Annotated in this window: 19 protein-coding genes and 1 pseudogene; 5 read left to right on the top strand and 15 right to left on the bottom strand. The window is 27.9% G+C overall.

Annotated elements, in window-relative coordinates; genetic code table 4:
* From T386_RS0100325 to T386_RS0100395, 15 genes and pseudogenes are all read right to left on the bottom strand, one after another.
* Positions 1-236, bottom strand: a pseudogene (locus T386_RS0100325) (hypothetical protein); the annotation flags it as partial.
* 157 nt (positions 237-393) lie between these two features.
* Entirely contained in the window at positions 394-3,393 is a 3,000-nt protein-coding gene (lon, locus tag T386_RS0100330; RefSeq protein WP_029513190.1) for an endopeptidase La, read from the bottom strand.
* A gap of 215 nt (positions 3,394-3,608) precedes the next feature.
* Positions 3,609-5,951, bottom strand: coding sequence for a class I tRNA ligase family protein (locus T386_RS0100335; RefSeq protein ID WP_029513191.1), 2,343 nt, complete (start codon positions 5,949-5,951; stop codon positions 3,609-3,611).
* 33 nt (positions 5,952-5,984) lie between these two features.
* The gene (locus T386_RS0100340; RefSeq protein WP_235732231.1) at positions 5,985-6,683 is read right to left on the bottom strand and encodes an MPN527 family putative ECF transporter permease subunit; all 699 of its coding nucleotides are present in this window, start codon (positions 6,681-6,683) and stop codon (positions 5,985-5,987) included.
* The gene (gene upp / locus T386_RS0100345) at positions 6,670-7,296 is read right to left on the bottom strand and encodes a uracil phosphoribosyltransferase (protein ID WP_029513193.1); all 627 of its coding nucleotides are present in this window, start codon (positions 7,294-7,296) and stop codon (positions 6,670-6,672) included. Before upp ends, T386_RS0100340 begins: the two co-directional genes overlap by 14 nt.
* 124 nt (positions 7,297-7,420) lie before the next feature.
* Complete coding sequence (locus T386_RS0100350) at positions 7,421-7,927, bottom strand: single-stranded DNA-binding protein (RefSeq protein ID WP_029513194.1); 507 nt, start codon at positions 7,925-7,927, stop codon at positions 7,421-7,423.
* Positions 7,928-7,943: 16 nt separating this feature from the next.
* Positions 7,944-9,893 (bottom strand): M13-type metalloendopeptidase, encoded by a 1,950-nt coding sequence (locus T386_RS0100355; RefSeq protein WP_029513195.1) that lies wholly within the window; start codon positions 9,891-9,893, stop codon positions 7,944-7,946.
* Positions 9,875-10,585 carry a 16S rRNA (uracil(1498)-N(3))-methyltransferase gene (locus T386_RS0100360; RefSeq protein WP_029513196.1) on the bottom strand — a complete coding sequence of 237 codons (711 nt, stop codon included), beginning with the start codon at positions 10,583-10,585 and terminating at the stop codon, positions 9,875-9,877. Before T386_RS0100360 ends, T386_RS0100355 begins: the two co-directional genes overlap by 19 nt.
* A 106-nt stretch (positions 10,586-10,691) precedes the next feature.
* Complete coding sequence (locus T386_RS0100365; RefSeq protein WP_029513197.1) at positions 10,692-11,858, bottom strand: FtsZ/tubulin family protein; 1,167 nt, start codon at positions 11,856-11,858, stop codon at positions 10,692-10,694.
* 35 nt (positions 11,859-11,893) lie between these two features.
* The gene (locus T386_RS0100370) at positions 11,894-13,108 is read right to left on the bottom strand and encodes an MAG3720 family protein (protein WP_029513198.1); all 1,215 of its coding nucleotides are present in this window, start codon (positions 13,106-13,108) and stop codon (positions 11,894-11,896) included.
* Positions 13,109-13,154: 46 nt separating this feature from the next.
* The gene (gene rsmH, locus T386_RS0100375; protein WP_029513199.1) at positions 13,155-14,057 is read right to left on the bottom strand and encodes a 16S rRNA (cytosine(1402)-N(4))-methyltransferase RsmH; all 903 of its coding nucleotides are present in this window, start codon (positions 14,055-14,057) and stop codon (positions 13,155-13,157) included.
* A gap of 2 nt (positions 14,058-14,059) precedes the next feature.
* On the bottom strand, positions 14,060-14,488 hold the full coding sequence (gene mraZ, locus T386_RS0100380; protein WP_029513200.1) for a division/cell wall cluster transcriptional repressor MraZ: 429 nt from the start codon (positions 14,486-14,488) through the stop codon (positions 14,060-14,062).
* Between the two features lie 463 nt (positions 14,489-14,951).
* Positions 14,952-15,620 carry a potassium channel family protein gene (locus tag T386_RS0100385; RefSeq protein WP_029513201.1) on the bottom strand — a complete coding sequence of 223 codons (669 nt, stop codon included), beginning with the start codon at positions 15,618-15,620 and terminating at the stop codon, positions 14,952-14,954.
* A 154-nt stretch (positions 15,621-15,774) separates the two neighbouring features.
* Positions 15,775-16,434, bottom strand: coding sequence for a hypothetical protein (locus T386_RS0100390; RefSeq protein WP_029513202.1), 660 nt, complete (start codon positions 16,432-16,434; stop codon positions 15,775-15,777).
* Positions 16,435-16,437: 3 nt separating this feature from the next.
* Positions 16,438-18,096 carry a glycosyltransferase gene (locus T386_RS0100395; protein ID WP_029513203.1) on the bottom strand — a complete coding sequence of 553 codons (1,659 nt, stop codon included), beginning with the start codon at positions 18,094-18,096 and terminating at the stop codon, positions 16,438-16,440.
* A 363-nt stretch (positions 18,097-18,459) separates the two neighbouring features.
* Here T386_RS0100395 and T386_RS0100400 point away from each other — a divergent pair, with 363 nt between their 5' ends.
* The 5 genes from T386_RS0100400 to uvrA all read left to right on the top strand — a co-directional run bounded on the left by T386_RS0100400 (position 18,460) and on the right by uvrA (position 26,322).
* Positions 18,460-20,016, top strand: a complete 1,557-nt coding sequence (locus T386_RS0100400) for a TrkH family potassium uptake protein (protein WP_029513204.1) — start codon at positions 18,460-18,462, stop codon at positions 20,014-20,016.
* Positions 20,017-20,026: 10 nt separating this feature from the next.
* A complete protein-coding gene (locus T386_RS0100405) occupies positions 20,027-20,494 on the top strand; it encodes an MAG0130/MAG3770 family membrane protein (RefSeq protein WP_029513205.1) in 468 nt (155 codons plus the stop codon).
* A 10-nt stretch (positions 20,495-20,504) separates the two neighbouring features.
* Positions 20,505-21,380, top strand: a complete 876-nt coding sequence (locus T386_RS0100410; RefSeq protein ID WP_029513206.1) for a putative PEP-binding protein — start codon at positions 20,505-20,507, stop codon at positions 21,378-21,380.
* Positions 21,381-21,470: 90 nt separating this feature from the next.
* Entirely contained in the window at positions 21,471-23,489 is a 2,019-nt protein-coding gene (gene uvrB / locus T386_RS0100415) for an excinuclease ABC subunit UvrB (protein ID WP_029513207.1), read from the top strand.
* A gap of 1 nt (position 23,490) precedes the next feature.
* Positions 23,491-26,322, top strand: a complete 2,832-nt coding sequence (gene uvrA, locus T386_RS0100420; RefSeq protein WP_029513208.1) for an excinuclease ABC subunit UvrA — start codon at positions 23,491-23,493, stop codon at positions 26,320-26,322.
* Positions 26,323-26,334 lie beyond the last annotated feature (12 nt).

Raw genomic sequence — 26,334 nt, forward strand, 5'->3', positions numbered from 1 at the left:
AAAGGACATCAAATAACTTTATCTTTTGAAATATTGGCTTTATTAATAAAATGCTGAACATCTTCCTTAGTGGTATATCATTCATCATCATTAGCATATCGAAAGGCTTTGGTTATATCATTTTTTGATCTAGCTTTTGTTGAAGCAATATATTCAACAATAAATCTTTTTTTGCCTTCATCAACATTTGGTAATTTACCATGAATAATGTCGCTTATTTCTTCTAAAAATTTCATAAATATCTCTTCTATTTTGACCTTATTTCAATATATTTATTCAATTATAGTAAATTAAAAATCAAGTCCAATACAATTATTATTTAATGTATAACCATATTTACTTGATTTAAAAATTATAGTAAATTAACTCATTGAGCTAATAGCTTTATTTTGCTTATTTTGACTGTTTTTTAGTGGTTTTAGTCAATTTATCATTTGTGGAATTAGTTTTAACTTGCTTTGCAAATAATTTATCTCAAATTTCATCATAATGAGAAACAGGAATGAATTTTACATTTTCTTTTACTTCATCAGGAATATCAGCTAGATTTTTCTCATTGCTTTTTGGAATGAAGACAGTTTCAATATTCTTTTTGTATGCAGCAAATGATTTTTCTTTAAGACCACCTATTTCAAGCACTTTACCTCTTAGCGTAATTTCACCGGTCATAGCAACTTTTTGTGAGACAGGAATTTTAGTTAGTGCTGAAATTAAAGCAGTTGTAAAAGTTACACCAGCACTTGGGCCATCTTTTGGCACAGCACCTTCTGGAACGTGTACATGTATTTCGGTATTGTCAAAGTCAATATTCTTAATACCGAATTTTTCAGCATTAGCACGAACATATGAAAGGGCAATTTTAGCTGATTCTTGCATAACTTCTTTAAGTTGGCCAGTTAGTCTTATGCCTGGTTGCTTAGATTTGAATAAAGATACTTCAATTTGTAATGTTGTTCCGCCAATAGAAGTAAAGGCAAGACCATTAACCGAACCAATTTGAGGTGTTTTATCATTTTCGCTATCACTAATTTTTGGAGTGCCTAACAAGTCTAAAATGTTCTTTTCGTTAATAACAAAATTTTGAATTTTTTCGCCGGCTACAATTTTTGTAACTATTTTACGCGCTATTTTGTCTAAATTTCTTTTAAGAGAACGAACACCTGCTTCAGCAGTGTAGTGCTTAATGATAAATTCAATTGATTTATCATCAATTTGGAATTGATCCTTAGTAAGTCCCGCTTGTTCGATTACAATGTTAATTAAATGTTCTCTAGCTATTTTGACTTTTTCACTTATTGTATAGCTATTTAATTCAATAATTTCCACACGGTCTAATAAAGGCGCTGGAATATTTTCATAATAATTAGCTGTAGCTATAAATAAGACTTTTGAAAGGTCATATTCGTGTTCAACATAATTATCTTGGAACTTTGTATTTTGCTCAGGATCAAGAACTTCAAGCATAGCTGAAGTTGGATCACCCTTAATATCACTTGACATTTTGTCAATTTCATCAAGTAAAATAAGTGGGTTAGAAACACCTGCTGATTGAATACCTTTAATGATTTTTCCAGGCATAGCACCAACGTATGTTTTTCTGTGGCCTCTTATTTCTGATTCATCATGCACACCACCAAGACTAATTTTGACATAACTTTTATCAAGCGCTTCAGCAATTGATCTGGCAAGAGATGTTTTACCAGTACCAGGAGGACCAACAAGAGTTAAAATAGGTACATTATTAAATTGCTTTTGCACTCTATTATTCTTAGTTTCTTTAAATAATTGCAAATCAATTTGATGTCTTTCATCAATATTGATTAAGTCTTTTTCTGCAGCTTCTTTATTATTATTTTTATGATTGATAATTAATGATAAATATTCAATTACACGTTCTTTAACTTCTTTTAGGCCATAGTGATTCTTATCAAGTACTTCTCGAGCATGTTTGATATCAAGATTTTCAATTTCAACTTTTCTTCATGGCAGTTTTTTGATGTTGTTAATATAGGTTTGAATAATATTTGAATCAGGACTTGATGACATCATGCCCTTTAGTTTTTCTTTTTCTGCCTTAATAGCTTTAATAACAAATTCAGGATAAATTTGTCTTAAAACAGGATCATTAATTGATTTAGTAAATTCATCCTCTTCGTCTTCTGGAGCATCTGATTCATTTAGTTGTTCCTTAATAGCCTTCATTTTTTCGCGAAGTAAAAATTCTTTTTGTTGCTTGTCTAAATTATTTTGAATTTTTCTATTAAGTTCTCTATCTAGTTGATCTTTTATATTTTCATCAGCGCGTTTTTTATTAACTGGTGAATTATTTTTGCTACTTTTAATAGAAAGGATAATTGTACTTAAGTCTTTTTCAGAAACATAATTTAATTTACGATATTCATCGTACATTTTGCACAATTCATTAACTAAATCATCATAAGTACTGTTAAGTTCAACAAATAGGCTCTCTTCATTATCCTCTTTAACTTGTTTGTAAAGTGCACTTTCAGTTAGCTGATTGATCATATAGTCAGCATCATTAGCAAATTCTTTTTTATGAGTTTCAACAAATTTTTTAATCACATCAACCATCAAAGCAAGAATTCATCTAAGAGAAGCAAATTTTTCTACAAGTGAATTAGCTTCAAAAATTTTGTTTCTTTCATAAGGGGGAACAGTGAAAAAGTTGCACAATGCATTAATTAATGAATCCATTGGGTTGTCAAGATTGCCGACAATTGAGCTATGATTAGACATTGCATATTCAGATCATTTTTGTATATCGTCAAATGAGCTTCCTCTTATATGTCTATATAAAACTAATGCATCGCCTCAAACTCTATTTTTAATTAATGTATTCATAGCTTCTTCAAAGCCGTTTATATCTATTGTTGGATCTCCAATAGCAATTTTGTCATCCACAGGAACATATCTTTCACATTCAACATATTCAATATTAATTAATGTTGGTTCTTCATTAGCACTATGTTTTCCTACTTTAACTTCTTTGCCGCCAAAAACATTTACTAAATCATATTTATGTAATGCTTTAATATCTGCTATATAAACAGGATCGCCCGTTTTTGGGTCAAATATGGTTTCGATACTATCTATTTGACACAAAGCAGTTGATTGATTCACATTAGAAATAGTGATATTTTCCAAAACATCTTTATATGTAGCATCCTTTTTTGATTCAAGTTCTGATTTAAAAATAACACCATTATCATCAGAAGGCAAGTATCACATAAGTAAAAATTGTTCTTTTTTAACTTTTTCAATACCTGTTCCATTATTTTTTGTATAGTCTTTAATTGCTTTTTTTAGAAATTCGTTTTGCGCAATTAATTCAGGAGTTAAGATTAATTTTGCATTTTCATAGTCAAAAAGCATGATTGAATTATGAACTGGATCATTTGCTTTGCTATATAACTGAGTTCTGTAAACATTTAGAAATATAAATTGAGTAAATGTTGAATATGAATTAGAACTCTTTTTTGTTTTATTCTGGCTATCGTTTTTCTTTGGTCTTCCCATATTGGTCTCCTTTATTAAAATAAAAGTTATTATTACAATTTTAGCACTCTTATGGCCTAATTGCTAAAAAATTATTTAATTACTAAATTAACTATCTTGTTAGGTACAAAAATTTCTTTAATTATTTGCTTATTGTCTAATCACTTTGCCACAGTTTCCTTGGCTTTTTCAAGCACAAAATCTTTATGATTGTTTTCAACTGAAACTGAAATTTGTCCTTTTACCTTACCATTAATTGTAATGCCATAATTTATTGAACTGCTATTTAATGATGATTGATCAATACTAAAATCAGTTAAATTTTTGCCTTCAAAAAGTTTAAAACTTAATTCCCAAGCGATATGCGGAACAAAAGGCTCAAGTATATTTAACGCCACATATAAAAACTCATTTAATAGAATGTTGTTATTTATTTTTTCATATGAATTTAAAACTTCCATAATTCAAGCTATCAAAGTATTAAATGCATATTCGTTTTTATTATCATTGTAAATTGCTTCTTGTTTAATTAATGATTGATAAAGTTTTTTTCTTGCTTCTTTTTCAAATTCATCTATTTCAATGGCATTCACATGCTTTTTAGCATCAAAATTTTTAATCAGTTGAACTTTCTTTGATAAATTAACAATTCTGTTTAAGAATCTATCGCATCCATCGACACCATCATCAGATCAAGATAATTCTTTTGTTGGTGGTGCCGCGAAAAGAATAAATAATCTTACTGCATCAGCTCCGTATTTAGCTATCAAATCAGTGGGTGATACTACATTACCTTTTGACTTAGACATTTTTGAACCATCTTTAAGTACCATGCCTTGTGTTAGTAAGCTTGAAAATGGTTCTCTAAATGAGATATATCCTAAATCAGCCATTGCTTTGGTAAAGAAACGAGCATAAAGTAAGTGTAATATAGCATGTTCGATACCACCAATATAATTATCCGCAGAATTTCAGTATTCAACTCATTTTTTGTCTAAAGCTTTTATATTTCTTAAAGCAGGTGGGCATGTATATCTTAAAAAATACCAGCTTGATTCGAAGAAAGTATCAAATGTGTCTGTTTCTCTTGTCGCTTTTTGATTACATTTAGGACATTTTGTTTTTAATCAGGTTTTATTGGTTTTTAAGGGGTTGCCTGCTGCTGAAAAATCAACTTTTCTGGGTAATACAATAGGTAAATTACTTGTTTTTTCAGGAACTAAACCACATTTGTCACAATGAATCATTGGAATAGGAGCACCTCAATATCTTTGGCGACTAATACCTCAATCTTGCATATTGATTTTTTCAAATTCTTTTAATTCAATGTTTGCTAAATCATTAACTGTAAAGTGAGATGAATTAATTTCATTGTCTTGTGCGAATTTTGCATAACTTTGTAATTTATCAACATTGATTAACAACGAATTATTCTTGTTATTTGATGTGGCGAAATCAGTGATATACACAGAGACGCTTTTTTCCTTATTTCCTTGTAAAACAAATAAATAAGGTAATTTTACAGCCATTTTTTGTGAAAAGTCTTTGCTTCTTGCTAAGACTTTTATTTGATTAATTTTATTTGTTGTATCTGTATCAAAAATTTGTTTTGCAATAAGTTCATCAACTATATCATGATTAGCACTAATACTAATGAAATCAACATTTTCAAGTTCGCTTTTATTGAGTATAAAGATATCAATTTTAGTTTCGAGCTCATGATTGTAAGATTCAAAAAACACTTTAAAGCCTTTTTGATAATTAATTCAATTATGTTGCATAGTTAAAACTTTTTCAGGTCAGTTGTCTTTAAGTAGTTCTAAATCTTGTTGCAATTCCTTAGCATAATTACTAATTTTTAAATAATACTGATCAGTTTCTTTTAACACTACTGGACTGTCACATCTTCAGCATAAACCTTTTATAACTTGTTCATTAGCCAAAACTGTTTGATCTTTTTCACATCAATTTAGAAGTGCTTTTTTTCTATACACTAGTCCTTTTTTTCACATTTTAATAAAAATTTCTTGTTCTCAGCGTGTGTAAATTTCATCACTAGTGATGCATTCATAATCTCACGCAAATGAAATACCAAGTTTTTTAATGTTTTTATTCATTGATGCTATGTTCTTATAAGTTCACTCTTTTGGATGAATTCCATTTTTAATTGCAGCATTTTCAGCTGGCAAACCGAAAGCATCTCAGCCAAAAGGGTGCAAAACATTATATCCTTTGCGTCTATAAAAGCGAGCTAAAGCATCGCCTATGGTGTAGTTTCTAACATGCCCCATATGAATATTACCTGATGGATATGGAAACATACTTAAAACATATTTTTTGGGCATACTAATGCTGTTTTTTGGTTCAAAATATTTAGTATCAAACCAATGTTTTTGCCATTTTTTTTCAATTTTTGATGAATTATAATTTGGCATATATTATCCTTTCAATTCGAAAACTGATATAAATTATATAAATGATAAATTTTTATTAATAAAAAGATTTTTTTCGTTAAGTTTCATAATAATATAAATTATTGTTGAATTAAGACTGAGATTAATAATATTAAAAGCAAAATAAACTACAAGAGCTCCTAAAAAGTAATTAGGCAAATTCAAGAAAAATGGTTTGAATTTATTATATTCGCTCACCATAGATTGATAAGTTCCAGGTTTGGTACCAAGCATCCCATACAGTTTAAAAAATCAAGGGTTGAAAGCAAATATATTCAATGCAGTTAATGCAATAGTGGTGTTAATTAAAGCCACAAATAAACTAAAAATAATTTTAATTTTTGATAATTTTTTTATTTTACTTATCAATTTATAAAACAGGCTAAAAAATATAGTGAATAATATTTGAGATGTGGCCAAAATCAATCGTCCAAGTATTCCTTGGAGACTATAACCCATTGAGCCATAACTAGGCCCAATAATGAAAAGTAAAATAATGATTAAAAAAGCGTATTTTAATTCTATTCATGTTGCGGTGGCCACAATTACAACAAGAGCAAGATCAAATTTTAAAAATGGGGCAAATGGAACCGTAAAAAATTTACTGCTGATAAAATTAACTAAAATAGTAATAGCAAGCAAAATACCTGTATAAGTTAATTTTAAGGTGACATTATCTGAATAATAAATTATGTTTCTTTTATTTTGTACCAAAGATTCTATCTCCTGCATCACCTAAGCCCGGTTCAATATATTTATCCTTGTTTAGTTTTTCATCTAATGAAGCTAAATAAATATTAAACTGGTTTCCAAAATGTTTTTCAATATTTGAAACACCTTCTTTTACACCCACCAAACAAACTAAACTAATGTTTGTAAAACCATCATTTTGCAATCTTTTGATAGCATCAAGTGCGCTATTTCCCGTCGCAAGCATTGGGTCAACCACAAAAACATAACTATCTTTTGAAACTTCTGGTATTTTATAAAAGTATTCAACAGGAGTATGTGTGGTTTCATCACGATACATTCCTATATGGCCAATCTTTGCTTCTGGTATAAGTTTTTGTAAACCATCAATCATTCCAAGACCTGCTCTTAAAATAGGCACAAAAACGATTTCTTTATCAAAATCATAGCCTGTATATTTTTGATTTAAAGGTGTTTCAATTGTCCTAGATTTAGTTTTATATTCTCTTAAAATTTCATAAACCATTAATGAAGCAATTTCATTCAGGTTTTGCCTAAAAAATGAATGACCAACTTTTTTATTTCGCATATTTGTCAATTTGATTTTAATTAACGGATGATCTATTACTTTAAGCATATTAATCTCCTATATTTTTATTTCTAATAATAATACTTTAATTATTAATATTAAAACTAAAAATAAGCATTATTTTGATAAAAATGCTTATTTTAATCATTATTGTTCAGCAAAAATGTGCTTATTATTCAAAATCATCATCAAGGTTAAAATTGATATTATCAAAAGCATTATCAACTTCTGGATTAGCAGCAGCACTTTTACCATTGAATTTTGGCTCAGCACCATTAGTCGTTTTTGTTTTATTTTTATTTTGAAAGCCATTGAAATTAGACTGGCTAACAGTAAATTCACCTGTTTGTCTTTGCTCTCTAACATGGCGAGGTTCTAGTAAGTGTAAATTATCTACTCTAACTTCGACCACAAAATTATTTTGCCCATTTGATTCAAAATTTGATGTTACAATTACACCTTCAATAGCTACAAGCGAACCCTTAGGTGCATATTGATTTAAAAAATCAGCTACATTTCTCCATGCTATTAAAGGAATAAAGTCAGTTGTATCATTATCATTATTATAATTTCTATTTACGGCCAATCTAGTTCTTGCTATCGAAACACCACTTTGTGTTTTATTAAAGCGTACATCACTTGATATTCTACCAATTAAAATTACTTTATTTAAATTCATGTTGTCTCCTTTTAGTTTACCAAATCTTTACTCTTTTTGACTTTGGCAATCACATCTTATCGGTTGATTTGATACCAAAAGCTGTGTAAAATTCGTCAAGGTTTTGTAATTGTACATTTGCTCTTAATTTAGCGGGTGCATGAACATCAATAACTAATAATTGTTTTGCTGTTTCAGGTTTATAAATACTTCTTCATACAGTAGCTCAATTAGTAAAGAATTCTCTTATATCATTTTTATAATTTGATACCGTTGCTTCAAGAGCACATGAAATTCCACCGGCATCTGCTATATTTTCTGATACTGTTAATTGACCATTACATTTTCCATATTCAGTTGTTTTACCGTCAAATAAAGCAATCATATCTTTTGCTTTTTCTTTAAATGTAGCAAAATCGTCATCAGTTCATCATGAATTAAGATTTCCTTTTTCATCGAATTGAGCACCGTTATTGTCAAAGGCATGGCTTATTTCATGCGCTATAACAGCACCTATTCCGCCATAATTAGTAGCCTCTGATTGATTATATGAATAAAAAGGTTTATTTAATATTCCTGCTGGAAAAACAATGTGATTCATAAATGGATTGTAATATGCATTTACTTCTGCTGGTGACATACCTCAGTAGTTTCTGTTAATTGGTTTTTGGTATTGTTCAAATTCCCATGTGTTTTTAACAACATTTATAGATAGTATATTTTTAACTAAGTTATCTCTTCTAAAATCAGAATTTGATATTTTAATCTTTTTATAAAATGGTTGAATTTCATTTGGATAACCAACATGCATTCCAAGAGTTTCAAGTTTTTGAATAGCTTTTAATTTAGTTTCTTGGCTTAATCATGTATTTACAATAAGTCTTTTTTTGTAAATATTAATCATAGCCTTAACCATATGTTCTACATTCTTTTTAGCAACAGCCTTAAAGGTTTTTTTCGCAAAGTATGAACCAAAAGGGATATTAAATTTACTATATGCTAAATAAAAAGCAGCTTTTTCTTTATTCATTGGTTCTTCTTGACCACTTAGAGTTCTTGAAAATTCGCCAGAAATAATTCTTGATTCTTCATTTAGTGCACCTGAAAAATGAATAATTGTTTGTAAAAACATTCATGATTTAATATTTTCAAAGTTTTCATCATTAAATATTTTGTCAATATTTTCTAAGAATTTAGGATATATTACATTTAATTTATCAACACTTTTAAGTATATTTTCAGGTTTTTTATTAACTAATTCTTCAGCTAATTTTTTAAAATTTAAATTTTGTGAAAATTGTTGGGCGCTATCTATATCATATATGTTATAAATTTTTGTATAGTCAGCACTTTCAAGCGCACTTCGAGTAAATTCAACTAATGAAGAATCAAAAGCAAGTGCTTGTTCAATAATTTTATTATTCTTTTCTTCGTCTGAATAATAGAATTTAAGTAGCTTTTTAGACATAGTTTTGTATGCTTCAAGTAATTTTTCTTTTGCTGGATGATTTTCATCATAATAGGTTGTATCAGGCAAAATTAAACCAGGGCCAGAAAAAGCTAAAATTTGATCTTCTATATTTTTGAAATCTTGCATAATTGCAAATTCAAAAGGAAGAGGAATTCCTCTTAGTATTAGATACTTATATTTTTCGAGCAAATCATCCTTATTATTAAGATCTAATATCACATTAAGAATAGGAACTAATGGTTTAACTCCTAATCTTTCCCTTTGGTCAAAGTTTTTAGCCAGTTCAGCTAAAAGAGCATAATTTAAAATTACGTTATCTTTAATTTTATTTTTATTTTTGTTTTTTGCTTCAATTAAATCATTAGTTTCTGTCATTAAAGCTTTTTCATTACGATCATGTATTTCATAAAAAGCACCTGTTGAACTTCTATCAACTGGTATTTTTGTTTTTTTCAATCATTCATGGTTGATAGATTCATAGAAGTCATCTTCTAATCTTATTTTTTCTTTTTCCATAAATATTCTCCTTGATTATTTTCCCTTATATTAGAAAGCATAGCTATACATGCGGTTTCTGCTCGCAAAATAGTTTTGCCTAATGAAACTATTTTACAGCCATTTTTAGTTGCAAAATCAATTTCATTAGTACTGAAACCACCTTCTGGTCCGACTATTAAAATGCAGTTAGTTTTTAAATCATTTAATTGATTTTTTGTATCTTCGTTTTCATATGCTATGTATATATTTTTGTCTTGATTTTTTAAAATAATATCGCAATAGTTTTGAACACTAACAAGCTCTGGTGCCACATTTCTAAAACTTTGTTCAGCAGCGTTTTTAATTATTTCATTAAATCTATCAAGTTTTTTATTAAATTCATATTTAATAAGATTTTGATCCACGAATTCACTATTCATAGGAATTATTTTAGTAGCACCTAATTCAGTAGCCTTTTGAATTAACCATTCAAATCTTTTGATTTTGATAATGGGGGCAGCTAAAATAACTGGCATATTAAATTCGTTATTTATTTCAACTTTTTTGACTATTTTAGCGTTGTTTTGGTCAAAAAAACACTCGAAGAACTCACTATTATAATTACATAAAAAATTATCATTTTGTAATCTAGCGCTCTTAATATGTTTGCGAACTTTATCATCTAAAATGAAATAATCACCGTCTTGTTTGTCTACAAAAAATTTATGCATTACGCCTTTCTAATTATTATTAATATTTTAATTATACTATAAGAGCGTTTTCAATTTTAAAAGTAAGAAAAAAGCAGCCTATGCCGCTCTCTTTACTTTTAAAGTATTAACTAAAAAATGAAGGTATGTTGTCAGAATAATCTTCATCAGATGATTCTTTATTTTTATGACTCTTGTCATTGATCATTTCAAGACCGATTTCTTGGTGATCGCTGTTTGTTTCATAAGTTTGAGAATCATCATTTTTAATAGTATTTTTTAGACTATTATTAATGTTTTGTAGTGTTATTTGGCTTTCATCTATAAAAGAATCTTGCCCAGCTATAACGCTTATTGCAAAGAAGTCATCATTTTTATGATTTCAGCAATTATTAATTATTCCAAACTTAATATAAACGTTTTCTCCAAAATAGTTTCTGAGCATTGATATTGCATCATTAACTTCTTTTAGAGATCCTCTTGAATCAAGCTCAAAAAAGATTAGAACACTTTTATATGTATTATTAGGCGTAATCTTGAAAGGATTGTCCTTAATAATATTATTTATAGCGTTTTTGACTCTATTAGTTCCTGAATAACGTGAATGAGCAACAAAAAGATTAGAACCATTTTTAATAGTGTTTATTAAATCATTAAAATCAATATTAATTGATCAACTAGAATATAAAATTTTAGAAATACTGTAAATTAAATGTTTTAGTTTATTATTTGCTAGTTTAAGCGCATCATCATAAGGTAAATCAGGATAATTATCAAGCATACTTTGATTTTGCACAATTGAAAATGAGTTAGTTTGCTTTTTGATTTCACCTAAACCATCTAGCGCAATGTTAAATTTTCCCGATCCTTCAAATTCAAAAGGTGTTGTTAAAATTGCTATTGTTATAATGCCAAGTTTTTTAGCTCATTCAGCTATAACAGGTGTAGCACCTGTGCCGGTTCCACCTCCAAGACCTGCTGCTAAGACTAAAAGTTCTGTGTCTTGCAATATTTTAAGAATTTCATCTTTGGTATTTAAGGCACATTCTTTTCCGATCAAAGGATTTCCGCCGGCACCACCACCGTTATTATGCGAATTAATTAATAACAATTTGTTATTGCAAAAATTGTCATCTTTATTAAGGTGTTGCAAGTCTGTGTTCAAAGCTCAAAATTCAATGTTTTCAGTATTAAATTCATTATTTTGAATTATTGAATTGATCATATTATTTCCAGCACCGCCAATTCCTAATACCTTGACTTTGATATTTTTTGCTTTAGATAAAGTGTTCATAACTTGCACCCCTTTCTTTTTTATAGTTGTCACAATTAATGTCTAACTAATTTATTAAATGAATGAATTAATTTATTAATTGTTGGAGTTCTAAGATCACATAATGGAATAGTGTCCATCATATTTTCACTTCATTTAATAGGAAGAGCATTTGAAAGATATGCTGCACCTAAAAAATAATTATTAGTTCCTAGAACTTGGACATCCTTATTGTCGTTTTTGACAATTAATGTATTTCTAATTTCATTTTTTAATTCATTAGAAACAAGATTAGTATTTTTGCCATAAACTAACAACTCAACATCTGGAAATTGAATTTCATTTTGTAAATGGTCTTTAATTTTTAAGGCTAACTCCTTAATAATATTTTTTAAAACATTTAATGTATTTTTCTCTAATGTGTGATTATCGTATTGATCAAATAGATCATAGTTTTCAGCTAATGCTGATAACATAAGATTCGAAACTAAATCACCTTTTCTAATTTCTCTTGGAAATTGATTTAATATATTTGCTATTTTAATTTCATGTTTATCGTAGAAAAAAGGCACGTTATTAACTTTTCCAATTAATGAAACATAATTTCATGAAAAGTCAACTGTTAATTTGAATTTATTCATTTTTAAATTGCTATCTAAACATTGAGATTTAAGCAAAACTTGATTAAATTCATAACCTATGCTTTTAAAATAATTGTGCAATTTGCTTACATTTGAATTAGGCAACATAGAAATTTTCATTTGATAAGTTACTAATTTGCTTGCTTTTTTACTTGTTGGCAAAACACCATATTGTTTTGTTGAAATGCCATCACGATTTAAAAGTTCATATAAATATGTATTATAACTAATAACAAAATTATCATTTTGCTTGAAATTGTTTTTTAATTCACCTTGATATTGTTTAACAATTTCATTTGTAACTTCATTATTAGGCAAATCAAATGATAACTTATCTTTTTCAACTATTATGCCACCATCAGTGCTGTTAGCAAATTGATCATCTACGATAAGAGAATAAAAAAAGGTTTTTTTGGTTTTTTTACTTAAAAAAGGTCTCTTTTTAACTAAATAAGATTTAATCTCATTGAGTTTTTGTCTTATTTCATCTTTGTTTTCAATATTGTATGTAAAGTAGTCATTAAAAACTGTCATGAAATTAGAACCATTTCATTCAAGAAAATTGTATTCAATAGTTTTTTCCTTGATGTATAAAGAAACAAAATAATTTGTTTTTTCAATAGATGTCATAATAACTCCTTTCCATAATTTTGTAAATTATTGATATATAACAAAGTTAAAATAATTTTGTTAAAACTCTTAATTTAGCACTTCGTGCTCTGTTGTTATTCAGCAACTCTTCTTTTGAAGGGTTAATTACTTTAACGCTATATTGTTTAACTTCATTGATTGGTAGTTTTGATGGCAATTTATTTTTTATTAAATTACCAAAAAAATTTTTTACAATCCTATCTTCTAATGAGTGGAACGTAATAATTGCCAAGCTAGCTCCTGGTTTTAAAAGGGCTATTGCTTGCGACAACATAGACTTAATAGAATCAAATTCATTATTGACTTCAATTCTAATTGCTTGAAAAACTGCTTTACAAGGATTTTTTAATTTTAATAATTTTGCTGGATAAGCACTTTTTATAATTTCACATAATTGTAATGTTCTCTCAATAGGACGATTTTTAATGATGGCATTCGCAACTTGATTAGCAAGTTTTACCTCTGCGTAATCATTAAAAATTTGTCTTAATTGTGATTGATTATAATTATTTACAACATATAAAGCGTCAAGTTTTTGACTAATATCCATTCTCATATCGAGAATTGCATCCTTATTGTAACTAAAACCTCTTTCAGAATTATCGACTTGTGGGCTAGAAATACCTAAATCAGCTAAAATCCCATCTACTTGCTCAATTTTCATTTTTTGTAATTCACTAGTTATATTTGCAAAGTCTGAATGAATTAAATGAAAATTGTTATTGATTTGACTTAATCTTTTTCGACTTTCTTCTATCGCAAAAAGATCTTTATCAAAACCAATTAAACAACCAGAAGTAATTTTTTGACTAATTTGACTAGCATGACCGCCCATTCCAAGTGTTAGATCTAAATATATACCATTAGATTTAACATTTAGCGAATCGATAACTTCATTTAGCAAAATTGGAACATGTAAATTTTTCATAGTTATTCTTTTTCTGCTAATTTAGATGCAGCTTTTGCTATAGCATCTTTATCTAATGTTGTTTCATAGTTTTGATACTGTTCCACTCCTCATAGTTCAACAATATCACCTACACCAATTAGTAATACTTCTTTTTGGATAGCGGCATAGCTTAAAAATTGCTTTGGTAAGATAAAACGACCTTGTGAATCAACTTCGATTTCTTGACTTTTTCCTAATCAAGCACGTCTTATTAAACGAGCTTCAGAACTAAATTGACTTTGTGAAATTAACTTTTCACTGAAAGTTTTAAAAGTCTCTTCACTTCTGAGCTCAATTACATTATCGAGCCCGATTGTGATATAGAATTTTGACCCCAAACCATCACGAAGCTTGGCTGGAATCGCTATTCTGTTTTTATCGTCAATTGATCTTATAAATTCACCGAACATTTTCCACTTTCCTCCACTATCCACCACTATTATACACATTAGAATTTTTATTTTAAAAGCAAAAATTAAATTAAAAAAATTTTAGGAATTTTTAGAAAATTTTATTTTTTACGCAGAAAGAAACTTTTTATATTGTAAAAAAGCAAGAAAAGAAAAAAAGCACTTTAAAAAGTCGATTTAAAGAATCGAATCTATTGCTTTTTTGTGTGGCAAAATGTGGAATTTTTGAAATTTTGCATGTAAATGGTATTTGAAATTAATTAATTGGTCAGAAATAGTGGATTCGTAAAGCTATGGTCGTATAAGTTGGATAAATAATGCAATCTATTATTAGAAAGGTTAGAGGCAAACAAAGAACCTATGCTAATTAAAAGAACCAAATATTTATATTTGGCTCTTATTATTTAATAGTGTGTTTTTTACTAAAAATGGCTATAACATAGGCCTTAAAGTAAAATTGAAATTATTTGTTTAAAAAACCTAATGCTGATGTAACATCTTCAATTTTGCCAATAAGCGTTAATAAATCACCTTTAACAAGTGTAGTTAAACCACTTGGTAAGATATTTTGCGAACCCCTTTTAATTAATACAACACTTACACCAAAGTCGTAAAATTTTATATCTTTGATGGTCTTACCTTCATATTTTTGGTTATTTAAGACTGTTGTTCCCATAACAAAACCATCGCCAATTTCTTGTAGGTTCTGACTAAAACGAATGAAATTAGGGTTAGCAGCAATTAAAGCAGTACGAATACCCGCTTCATATTCAGGTTTTATGATTACATTGACCCCTATTTGTTGTAAAACTCTTGCATGTCTGATACTTTTTGCTCTTACAATTAGATTTTCTATATTTAACTCTAAAAGTGCTGCGACTATTTCAATATTATCTGAAACTGCAACTACAATTGTATCCATTTCTGATATATTAAGGGCTTTTAATGCCTTGGTATTAGAAGCATCTGCTACAACTATTTTTTGTGCAACATCTTTATATTCGTTAAGTGTTTGTTCATTTTTATCAATTAATAAAAGAGAACAATTCATTTTTGATAGTTGGCTAATTACCGCAGAGCCAAAACGTCCTGTTCCAATTACACAAATATCTTGATTTCTTTTTTTCGCCATATTTACTCCGTAAAATATTTTTATAATTATACATACTTAATTAATAAGAGCTACAGTTGAAAAATTAATGCAATGTAAAAATCTTATATTCTTCATACTTCATATAAGGATTTTTAATGTTAATATAAAACAGCAAAAAATAAATTGATGATGATTAGAAGTTCTTATTACAAAAATCTTCAAAATTATTTTTAACAAACTCAATAATTTTATTTACTGCTTCTTGACAATTTATAGGGTTGCTAATCATTCAAAATTCTATTGGTTTAAATTCGACTTTTAATGTATCTAAATATTTAGCTTTATTAAAATATCTAGTAAAAAATTTAAAATCTGATGATAAGTTTATATTTTCAACAGAAGAAAAAATCATAACATGAACGGGAATACCAATATTTTGACATATTTGAAAGAATTTTTGATTAATAAAATTATCGCTGCTGAGATCTATGATAGGTGTTATATTTAACAATAAACTTTTTTTCAAAGAGTTGGCAAGTTTTTCTAAATGATCTTTGTAGTTATCTAAATTAAAATAATTATACTTTATGGTGCTTATTCCATTAATTTTGGGAACGATTTCATCGTCATTGTCCAAAGTCACAGTGCAAATATCATAAACTGTTTTGATTTTGTTAATATGATCATGATTTTTAAGTTGAATAATTGGCACATAGTTAATTAATTGTAAAAAAGAACGAAAACTTTTATTTTTTTTATATATTTTTTTATTTATCTTTCAAAAACAATTTAATGTTTTATTTATTTTTTTAACTTCATCAAATTCACCACATGAAAAAAATATATTAATCATTTTTTAAGACCTCACTTGACCTTTTGGACCCTCTTTAAAAATTTTAGATAGTAATTTGCTTTCATAAATTTTAAGATATGAATTATTATTATTGCCTGCAATAGATAAAAATAACACTCCAAAAAAACCTCATACAAATGGAAAGGCAAAAAATAATGTATGCCACTTGTCAGTACCATAAATACACATTGGCAGTGAACAAAATACAATCATTAAAACACACAATAAAAATTCAAATCAAAATTGTTTAATAAACATCAATAATTTAAATTTATAATTTTTTTTAGGAGTGACAATAAAATTAGGTTTTTTGTGAAAAATAGAAAAAAGAATCATTTTGATTGAACATATAAATATTGAGAAAATAATAGTAAATGAGATAATAAAGTAAAAAATAGTAGAAAAAAAAGATATGTATTTATGTTGATTGAGAATTTCTTTTATTCATGGTATAAATATAAAAAATAACGATATTAAATATATGTATATGTTGTGATTAATAAAATCTCTATTGAATGTAAAGATTAAAACATTATTAAATTGAAAAATAAACCCAAAAATAATTGTTAAATAAATCATAGATACATGTGAAAATAACTCGAATTTTAGTCATTTTGGATAATTTCCTTTTCTTTTTTTAACAATCATTTTAGACATCTCAATGTTTCCATTAATAAATTTACCTTGTCTTTTTATAAAAGCTGATAAATTTATAGGAAAATCTTCCTGACATATAATGTTAGGAGCAAAAACAACAAAAATATTTTCATATAACATTTTCAATGTGAAAGCATTATCTTCAGAGACAACTTGTGGGAAACCACCCACTTTATCAAAGCATTCTTTTGAAATCATTGCTCCGTGACCGAAACAATTTACTAAACCATTTTTATTTCTTGGCCATAATGATTTAAAGAGTGAAGGAAGAATAGAAACACTAAACCACTTTTGAAAATTATTAGTGATTCCTGTACTTCTGCCTTTGTGATTTGCTTGTACGATACCAACATTTGAATAATATTTAAAGTATTTAAGTGATTCTATAATGAAATTTGTTGGAATTATTTCATCAGAATCTAAAATTACTAAATAATCGTAGTCGCTTTTGTTTAAAAAATAATTATTTATATTTCCAGCTTTAAATCCTTCTTTTGTCTTTCTCCTTACTAATTCAATATTTGGATATTTCTTGACAAATTCATTTATTTTATCTATGTATTCTTTATTTGTACTATCGTCTAAAATAACAACTTTATAATTTAAATAGTTTTGGATGGAAGAAGTTAATAATGCTTCTTCATTGAAATCATTACAAGTACAATATGCTAAAATGACTTTTTTATCGGTTAAAGATATTGGTAATGAATGTATCTCATTAATAATTTTTAAATTATTTCTTTTTTCAAATAAACCAATAATATATTGCATTAAATCATTTATCCCAAGTCATCAAAAGTAACAAATGATAAATATATTTATTACAAAAAGAATTGTCATAGATATCTGTTTTACAATAGTTCATGTATCAGCATTAAAAAAATTTTCATTTTTAAAATATGTAATAATGGAATTAGATGATAAATAAAATAAAAATGCTGAAATCATAAAAAATAACACTATTGAAATAAAAAATACTTTGCGTTGTTTAACTAATTTTTTCATTTTTATGTTTTGTCCTTTTACAAGTGCATCATATCTATTAGTGTATTCTATATTTTAATATTTAGCATGAAAATATCAGCTAAGATAGTATTATATAAACCAATATTCTATAATATTCTAACTTATAAATATAAAATAAAAGTTTATTATATAGTAAAATGCCAATAAATAGAAAAAATAATAATCGCAAATTAACCATTATTAATGTTGAATTTTTTTATTCTGATTTCCTTTGTCTAAGCTTCTTTTACAACGTACAATTCATAACACATAATAATCGAAGGATGAATAATATATCAATATAAATATTATTTAAAAATGTTAAAATACTAAATATAAATTAAGGACTTAAATTTAATTAATATGAAGCTAAATAAATTATCAAAATGATTAAGAAATAATAAAATCAAAGCCTTTTTTGTAAAAATTTGACTCTGGTCAAAAAATAGCATGAAAGTTAAATACATCTTTCTTGTTTATTCCATTGTGGTAACATTGGTTACTATTTTTTTATCAACGCCTATTACATGAAATCCAGAATATAAAGAAAAAATAACATTTTGAGATGCTTTTTTTACTGCTTGCAGTGCTTTTAGTGACACTGGGCTGGTAAGCCATCCCACTTATTATGCTTGAAATATGTTTGGTCAATGTTTAATAGCAATTTCTATTTTAGCTGGTGGTTTTGGTATTTTTGCACTAAAAGTATTATTTATAAATGTCATATTTATGCACTCACATATGAGTCTTAGCGATGTTGAATTAGTGGCCTATGAACGCGGCAATTCTGATTTTTTTAAGAACAAAAAAATGATTACTGATTCAATGGTATTTCTAGCCATTGTTTTAATCATATCATCGTTTATACTTTCATTTTATTTCTACTATGTACCACCCAAATCTTCATTAAATGAAATTAAAAATGCATTAATTAATTCTTCAAATAGTAGCTTTATATCACCAGTAGGAAATTGAAGTTTAAGTTTTAGATATGGATTTTTTCATTCCATAACTGCTATTAATAACGCTGGTTTTGATATTATAGGTGACAGCTCATTAATGCCATATTATAAAAACATTGGACTCCAAATTATTTTTCTTATTTTACTTATTATTGGCGGAATTGGCTATCCTGTGATTCATGATATTATGAATTATATTCGTGTAAAAAGAAAGAATAAAAAAGCCTTTTTTAATTGAAGTTTATTTACAAAAATATCAACTGTTACATTTTTCTTAGCGACATTAATAGGTTTTATTTTAGTTATAACTTTTGAAACAACTTCACAAAATTCAATATTTAAATCGCACGATTCATTTTATACTAATGATGCTTACAGAGTTTGATCACTATTTTTCATGACTGTGTCTACACGTAGTGCTGGTTTCACCACTTTTAATTTGCATCATTTAAGTGAGCCATCATTGTGAATTTTAGGTATATTAATGTTTATTGGTGCCGCACCAGCTTCTACTGGTGGTGGAATTAGAACAACAACATTTGGAATTTTAATTCTAGCTATTATTAGTAAAATATTAGGTCGTCCAAGCGTAAGAGCCTTTAAGCGTAAAATTGATGATGATACTGTAAGAATGAGTGCTGTTGTTTCTGTGATTAGTATTATTTTAGTTATCACAACCTTTTTAATTACTATGACTAGTTTTGACAATTACGGCGGACGGATTTCTTCTCGTGATTTCAACTCAACACATATTTTCTTTGAAGTATTTTCAGCCTTTGGAACTTGTGGTCTTTCAACGGGAATTACAAGCCAATTGAATATTGCTTCAAAAATTGCTATTAGTATATTAATGTTTATCGGTCAATTTGGTATTAGCAGTAGCGTGTTAGTATGAAACAGTAAGAAAAATTATGCTTATAAATATGATTTTATAACTGAATCAGTCACAATAGGATAGGAGCTTTAATATGGAAAATGAATCATTGCCAATAAATAAATTGACTAAGTTCTCACAGTATTCAAGAAATAAAAAGTTTCTTTATCCAGTTTTTTTTATTGGTTTAATTGTAATTTTATACACTATTGCATCAGTGATAGCATTAATAGCATATAGACAATGAAATCATATTGCTTTGAGCCTAATTATCTCATTAGCAATCATTTTTGTACTATGAATATTGCTACTTGGGCCATTATTACAAATGTTTAATCTGTCATTTATTGTTTTTAGAGCACTCAATGATGATAGTAACCCATGAAGGAGCAAAAAACCATATTCGTGAATATTAAAATTTCAAGTATTTTTTGCTATTTATGCCTACAACTTAATTAATAAAAAATCAAATTGAATTTCACATAACGAAAGAAAATTAATAGTTAAGTATTTATTAAATCAAAATGATGATATTTCAGTAACACAAAAATTTGAAAAATAAAGGAGAAATAATGACTCAAAAAAAGAAAGTTATAACTAGCGACAATGTTTTATTAGAAATAGGTAATTCATTTGATTTAGAAAATATTAACAATTTACTAAATTTAAAAAATCAATATGTGGACTCTTTATTGATCAGCGCTGATGGAATAGAGCATGAAACTTTAAAAAGTTTTTATCAAGAAGTTGCTCCAACAACAAGAGGCTATAAAACATTATATAAACTTTATGATACAAAAGAATCAATCAATTTATCAGGTATTAGATCATTAGATCATAATAAACAATTATTCATTGACCAAATTAGTGCTATATTAGAAAACAATGTTAATGAAAAGTTGTACATTGTTATCCCTTATGTTTCAACAATTGACGAATTTGTTGAAGTTAAGGAATTAATTGATTTATTAGTAGTTACGACAGATTCAAAAAATGACAGAAAAGACATTAAAATAGGCTTTTCTGTCGATAATGCGTCTGCTGCACTCCATTGCCATCGTATTTGTAATTATGCTGATTTCGTTATTATTAACTCAGATAATTTATTAGCCAATAGTTTAGTAATCGACCAGAATTCAAAATTATTTAATTATAACAATCCATCATTTATTAATTTATTAAAGATAGCAACACAAGGTGCTAAAATACACCAAAAATTCTGCGGCTTGTATGGTTCAATTTTGAATAGTCCTAAATTCTTGCCGCTTATTATTGGGCTTGACATTAATCAAATTTATGTACCTTTCAACAATGTTGATAATTATTGCAAAATTATTAATAAAATTCCTAAAAAGTATGCAACTCAACTAGTTGAAAACATTATTTATAGTGCTGATACCAATAAAAAAGTTGTTGATGTTATTCAAAAATTCAACGATGATTTATAAAAAATCATTTATTTATAACAAATTTATAAATTATTGCTAATGCAATATTTTAGTAGTTAATAATTTATTAATAATTATAATTTTAATAATATGAATAGCTTCAAATTACATTCGACTTACAAACCAGCTGGTGATCAACCCAAAGCCATTAATGAACTAGTAAAAGGCATTAAAAACAATGTAAAAGAACAAGTTTTACAAGGTGTAACTGGTAGCGGTAAAACTTTTACAATTGCTAATGTTATTAAAGAATTTAACCGGCCTGTTTTAGTTTTATCACATAATAAAACGCTGGCTAGCCAATTATATAGCGAGCTAAAAAGTTTTTTTCCTGAAAACAAAGTGGAATACTTTGTTTCATATTTTGATTATTATCGTCCAGAAGCTTATATACCATCTAGTGATTCATACATTGATAAAACTAGTAAGAGAAATGCAGAATTGGATGCTATGAGAATTAGCGCTGTCAATTCCATTTTAACAAGAAACGACACAATAGTTGTGGCTTCTGTATCAGCTATTTATGGTGCTTTAAATCCCAATGAATATGAAAATAACTTTATGACTATTCATGTTGGCCAAAAAATTAAACGAAATGATTTTATTAAAGAATTAATTCGCAGAAATTTTGAAAGAAATGATGTAGCACTTGACATGGGTATATTTGCTGTTAAAGGTGATGTTATTTATATTTATCCTGCTTATGATGATTCATTTGTGATTAGAATCGATTTTTTTGGTGATGAAATCGATTCAATCAAAACTATAAATCCAATAACTAAGGAAGTTGAACAAAATCATAACGAATTCTTAATTTTCCCAGGTGATGCCTATACAGTCAATAATGATATTTTGCAAAAAACTGTGACATTAGCCAGTATGGAATTAAAAGAAAGAATCGAATTTTTTGAAAAAAATAATAGATTATTAGAGGCTCAAAGGATCAAAGAAAGAGTTGAAAGAGATCTTGATTCATTAGCTGAATTCGGTACATGCCCTGGTGTTGAAAACTATTCTATGTATCTTGATAATAGAACATTTGGACAAAGACCATATACATTATTAGATTATTTTAAAGGCAAGCAACCTTTGGTTTTTATTGATGAATCACATATGATGATTCCACAATTAAGAGCAATGTTTAAAGGCGATAGATCACGTAAGCAAACTCTTGTTGACTATGGTTTTAGATTGCCAAGTGCACTAGAAAACAGACCTTTAACCTTTGATGAATTTGAAGATGAATTTGATTATCAAAAGGTTTATATTTCTGCTACTCCTGATGAATATGAATTAGATAAAACTCATGGTGCTGTTATACCTTTATTTGTGCGTCCAACGGGCTTGCTTAATCCAATTATTGAGGTAAGACCAGCAAAAGGCCAAGTAGAAGATATTTATGATGAATTGCAAAAGCAAAAAGAAAAAGGAGAGAAGTCACTTATTCTAACTACAACCAAAACGTTTGCAGAAGAATTAACTAGATATTTCATGGAAAAACATGAAAAGATCGCTTATTTGCATAGTGAGCATAAGACCTTTGAAAGAAACGAAATTTTGAGAAAACTACGTAAAGGGATTTATGACTGCGTGATTGGGATTAACTTACTTCGGGAAGGGATCGATTTACCTGAAGTAAGTTTGATTATGGTGCTTGATGCTAATAGTGAAAGCTTTTTCAGATCGACAAGAAGCCTGATCCAAATCACAGGTAGAGCCGCTAGAAATAAAAACGGACGTGTAATTTTCTATGCCGATTCAATATCAAGAAGTATGCATGAAGCAATGCAACAAAATAGTGAAATAAGAGAGATCCAAGAAAGATATAATAAGATTCATAACATTATCCCGCAAACAATTATTAAGCCAATACAGGAGCCTATTCAAGGACATGCTCTTAATGATGCTATTTCATTTTATTTTAAAAATTCAAAAAACAAAAATCCTGATAGTAATATATCAAAAGAGGAATTAATTGCTAAACTCAAAAAACAGATGGAACAAGCAGCTAAGGAATTAAACTATGAAAAAGCAATGGAAATTAGAGACTTAATAATTGACTTAAGAAGCAATGAAACAGATAAAAAGGTAAAAATTAGCAAGGAGTAATATGTCAGTAAAAGATCAAATAATAATTCATGGAGCCAAGGAAAATAATTTAAAAAATATTGACTTAACATTACCTAAAAATAAACTCATCGTTTTTACTGGTTTATCAGGTAGTGGTAAAAGTAGTTTGGCATTTAATACTATTTATGAAGAAGGGCGCCGTAGATATGTTGACAGTCTAAGTAGTTATGCTCGTTTATTTTTAGGTGGTACTAGCAAGCCAAATGTTGACTCTATTGAAGGACTCAGTCCATCAATTTCTATTGAACAAAAAACAACACATAACAATCCGCGTTCTACTGTCGGTACAGTAACTGAAATTTATGATTATTTTAGATTGCTTTTTGCTCGTATAGGAAAGCCATTTTGCCCTAACCATAATATTCCTATTGCTAGTCAAACTAATAGCGACATATTAAAAAGTATTTATGAGTTTCCAAACGAATCTAAAATATTTATACTTTCACCAGTAATTGATGGAGAAAAAGGTACTCATGCTAACCTATTAGAAAAACTTAGAAAAGATGGCTTTTTACGTGTGCAAATTGATGGACAAATTTATTCGCTGGATGATGAAATTAAATTAGAAAAAAATATTAAACACTTTATTGATATAGTAGTTGATAGAATCGTTTTAAATGAAGAAAATCGTAATCGGATTGCTGAGGCTATTGATGTTGCACTTAAGTATTCAAAAGGGTTATTAAAAATTGAAACAACAGAAGGAGAAATAAAAAAGTTCTCAAAAATGCACTCATGTATTTATAAAGACTTTGATATGCCAAAAATTGACACAAAACTTTTTTCATTCAACGCTCCTTTTGGTTCTTGTCCTATGTGTAAAGGTTTGGGAGTTAATTTAAGAGCTGATTTTGACGCACTTGTTCCTGATAAATGAAGAACAATTAATGATGGCGCAATCGCAATTTTTAAAAACACAGTAAATACTCAAAACCTTGAATGACAAGAATTTGAAATTTTACTAAATACCTATAAAATAGACAAAAACGCACCGATTGATTCATTATCAAATGCTGAATTAGATATTATAAAATATGGCTCAAAAGAGGATATAGAATATGTTTTAATATCTTCTAGTGGTAATAAAACACGAAGAAATAGACACATTGAAGGTATTCTTGAAAAAGTTGAATATGACTATTTTAATACATCAAGTGAGCGTGTGCGTGATTGGTTAAGAAAGTATATGGGTTCATTTGTATGTACAAAATGTAATGGTTCAAGACTAAACAAGTATGCACTAAGCGTGAGAATAGATAATTACAATATTTATGATTTGATGAAAATGAGCGTTGATGATGTATTGATAACTTTAGACAATTTAAAACTAAGTCCAGAAGAAAGCTATATATCTCAGTTAATATTAAATGAATTATACAATCGTCTTTCCTTTTTAAAAAAAGTGGGGTTAGGCTATTTAACATTAAATAGAAATGCTGAAACATTAAGTGGAGGTGAAAGCCAAAGAATTAAATTAGCAACGCAAATTGGTTCAAATTTAACAGGTGTATTATATGTTCTTGATGAACCTTCTATTGGACTTCATCAAAGAGATAATGAAAAACTTATTCAAGCGCTTAGAAATATGGTTGACTTAGGTAACACCTTAATTGTTGTTGAACATGATGAAGAAACTATCAGGAATGCTGATTATATAGTTGATATAGGAAAATATGCTGGTGTTCACGGTGGTGAAATTATCGCTCAAGGCTCGCTAAATGATATTCAAAATTGTAAAGAATCAATAACTGGAAATTATTTAAATGGAACTAGATCTATTCCTATTCCTGCAACAAGAAGAAGCGGAAATGGTAAAGTATTAATCATTAAAGATGCAGCGGAGAATAACTTAAAAAAGATTACTGTTAAATTTCCATTAGGAAAATTCATAGGTGTTACTGGTGTATCTGGTAGTGGTAAAAGTAGCTTAGTTAATGAAATTTTAGTTAAAGGTTTAACTAAGTATTTATCTAAAACATCACAAGGTAAGGTCGGTAAATTTTCATCATTCTCAGGCACGTTCAATATTGACAAAGTTATTGCTATTAACCAAAGTCCTATCGGTAGAACACCAAGGTCAAATCCAGCTACATATACATCTGTTTTTGATGATATTAGAGATATTTTTGCTTCTGTGGAAGAATCAAAAGCTAGGGGTTATCAAAAAGGAAGATTTAGCTTCAATGTATCTGGTGGCAGATGCGAAAAATGTTGGGGTGATGGTTATTTAAAAATTGAAATGCATTTTTTACCTGACGTTTATGTGCCCTGCGATGATTGCGAAGGACAAAGATATAATCGTGAAACATTAGAGATTAAATACCATAATAAAAATATAGCAGAAGTGCTTGATATGACCGTGGAAGAAGCTCTTGAATTCTTTGATGCGCGAGCAAATATAAAAAATAAACTTAAAACTCTAAGTGCTGTGGGTCTAAATTACATTAAATTAGGTCAACCTTCAACAACTTTAAGTGGTGGAGAAGCTCAAAGAGTTAAATTAGCAACATATTTACAAAGGCCTGCTACGGGTAAAACTATGTATGTTCTAGATGAACCTACAACAGGGCTACATCCTTATGATATTGCTAATTTGCTTGAAGTACTTAACAATATAGTAGATAATGGTGATACTGTTGTTGTGATTGAACATAATCTTGATGTTATTAAAAATTGTGACTATATAATTGATTTAGGCCCTGAAGGCGGAAAAAATGGTGGCTCTGTTATAGCAACAGGCACACCAGAACAAGTGGCTGGATGTGAAAATAGCTATACAGGACAGTATTTGAAAAAAATATTAAATTTATAAAATATAATGAGG

This window comes from Mycoplasmopsis primatum ATCC 25948 (assembly GCF_000702785.1).
Lineage (GTDB): Bacteria > Bacillota_I > Bacilli_A > Mycoplasmatales > Metamycoplasmataceae > Mycoplasmopsis > Mycoplasmopsis primatum.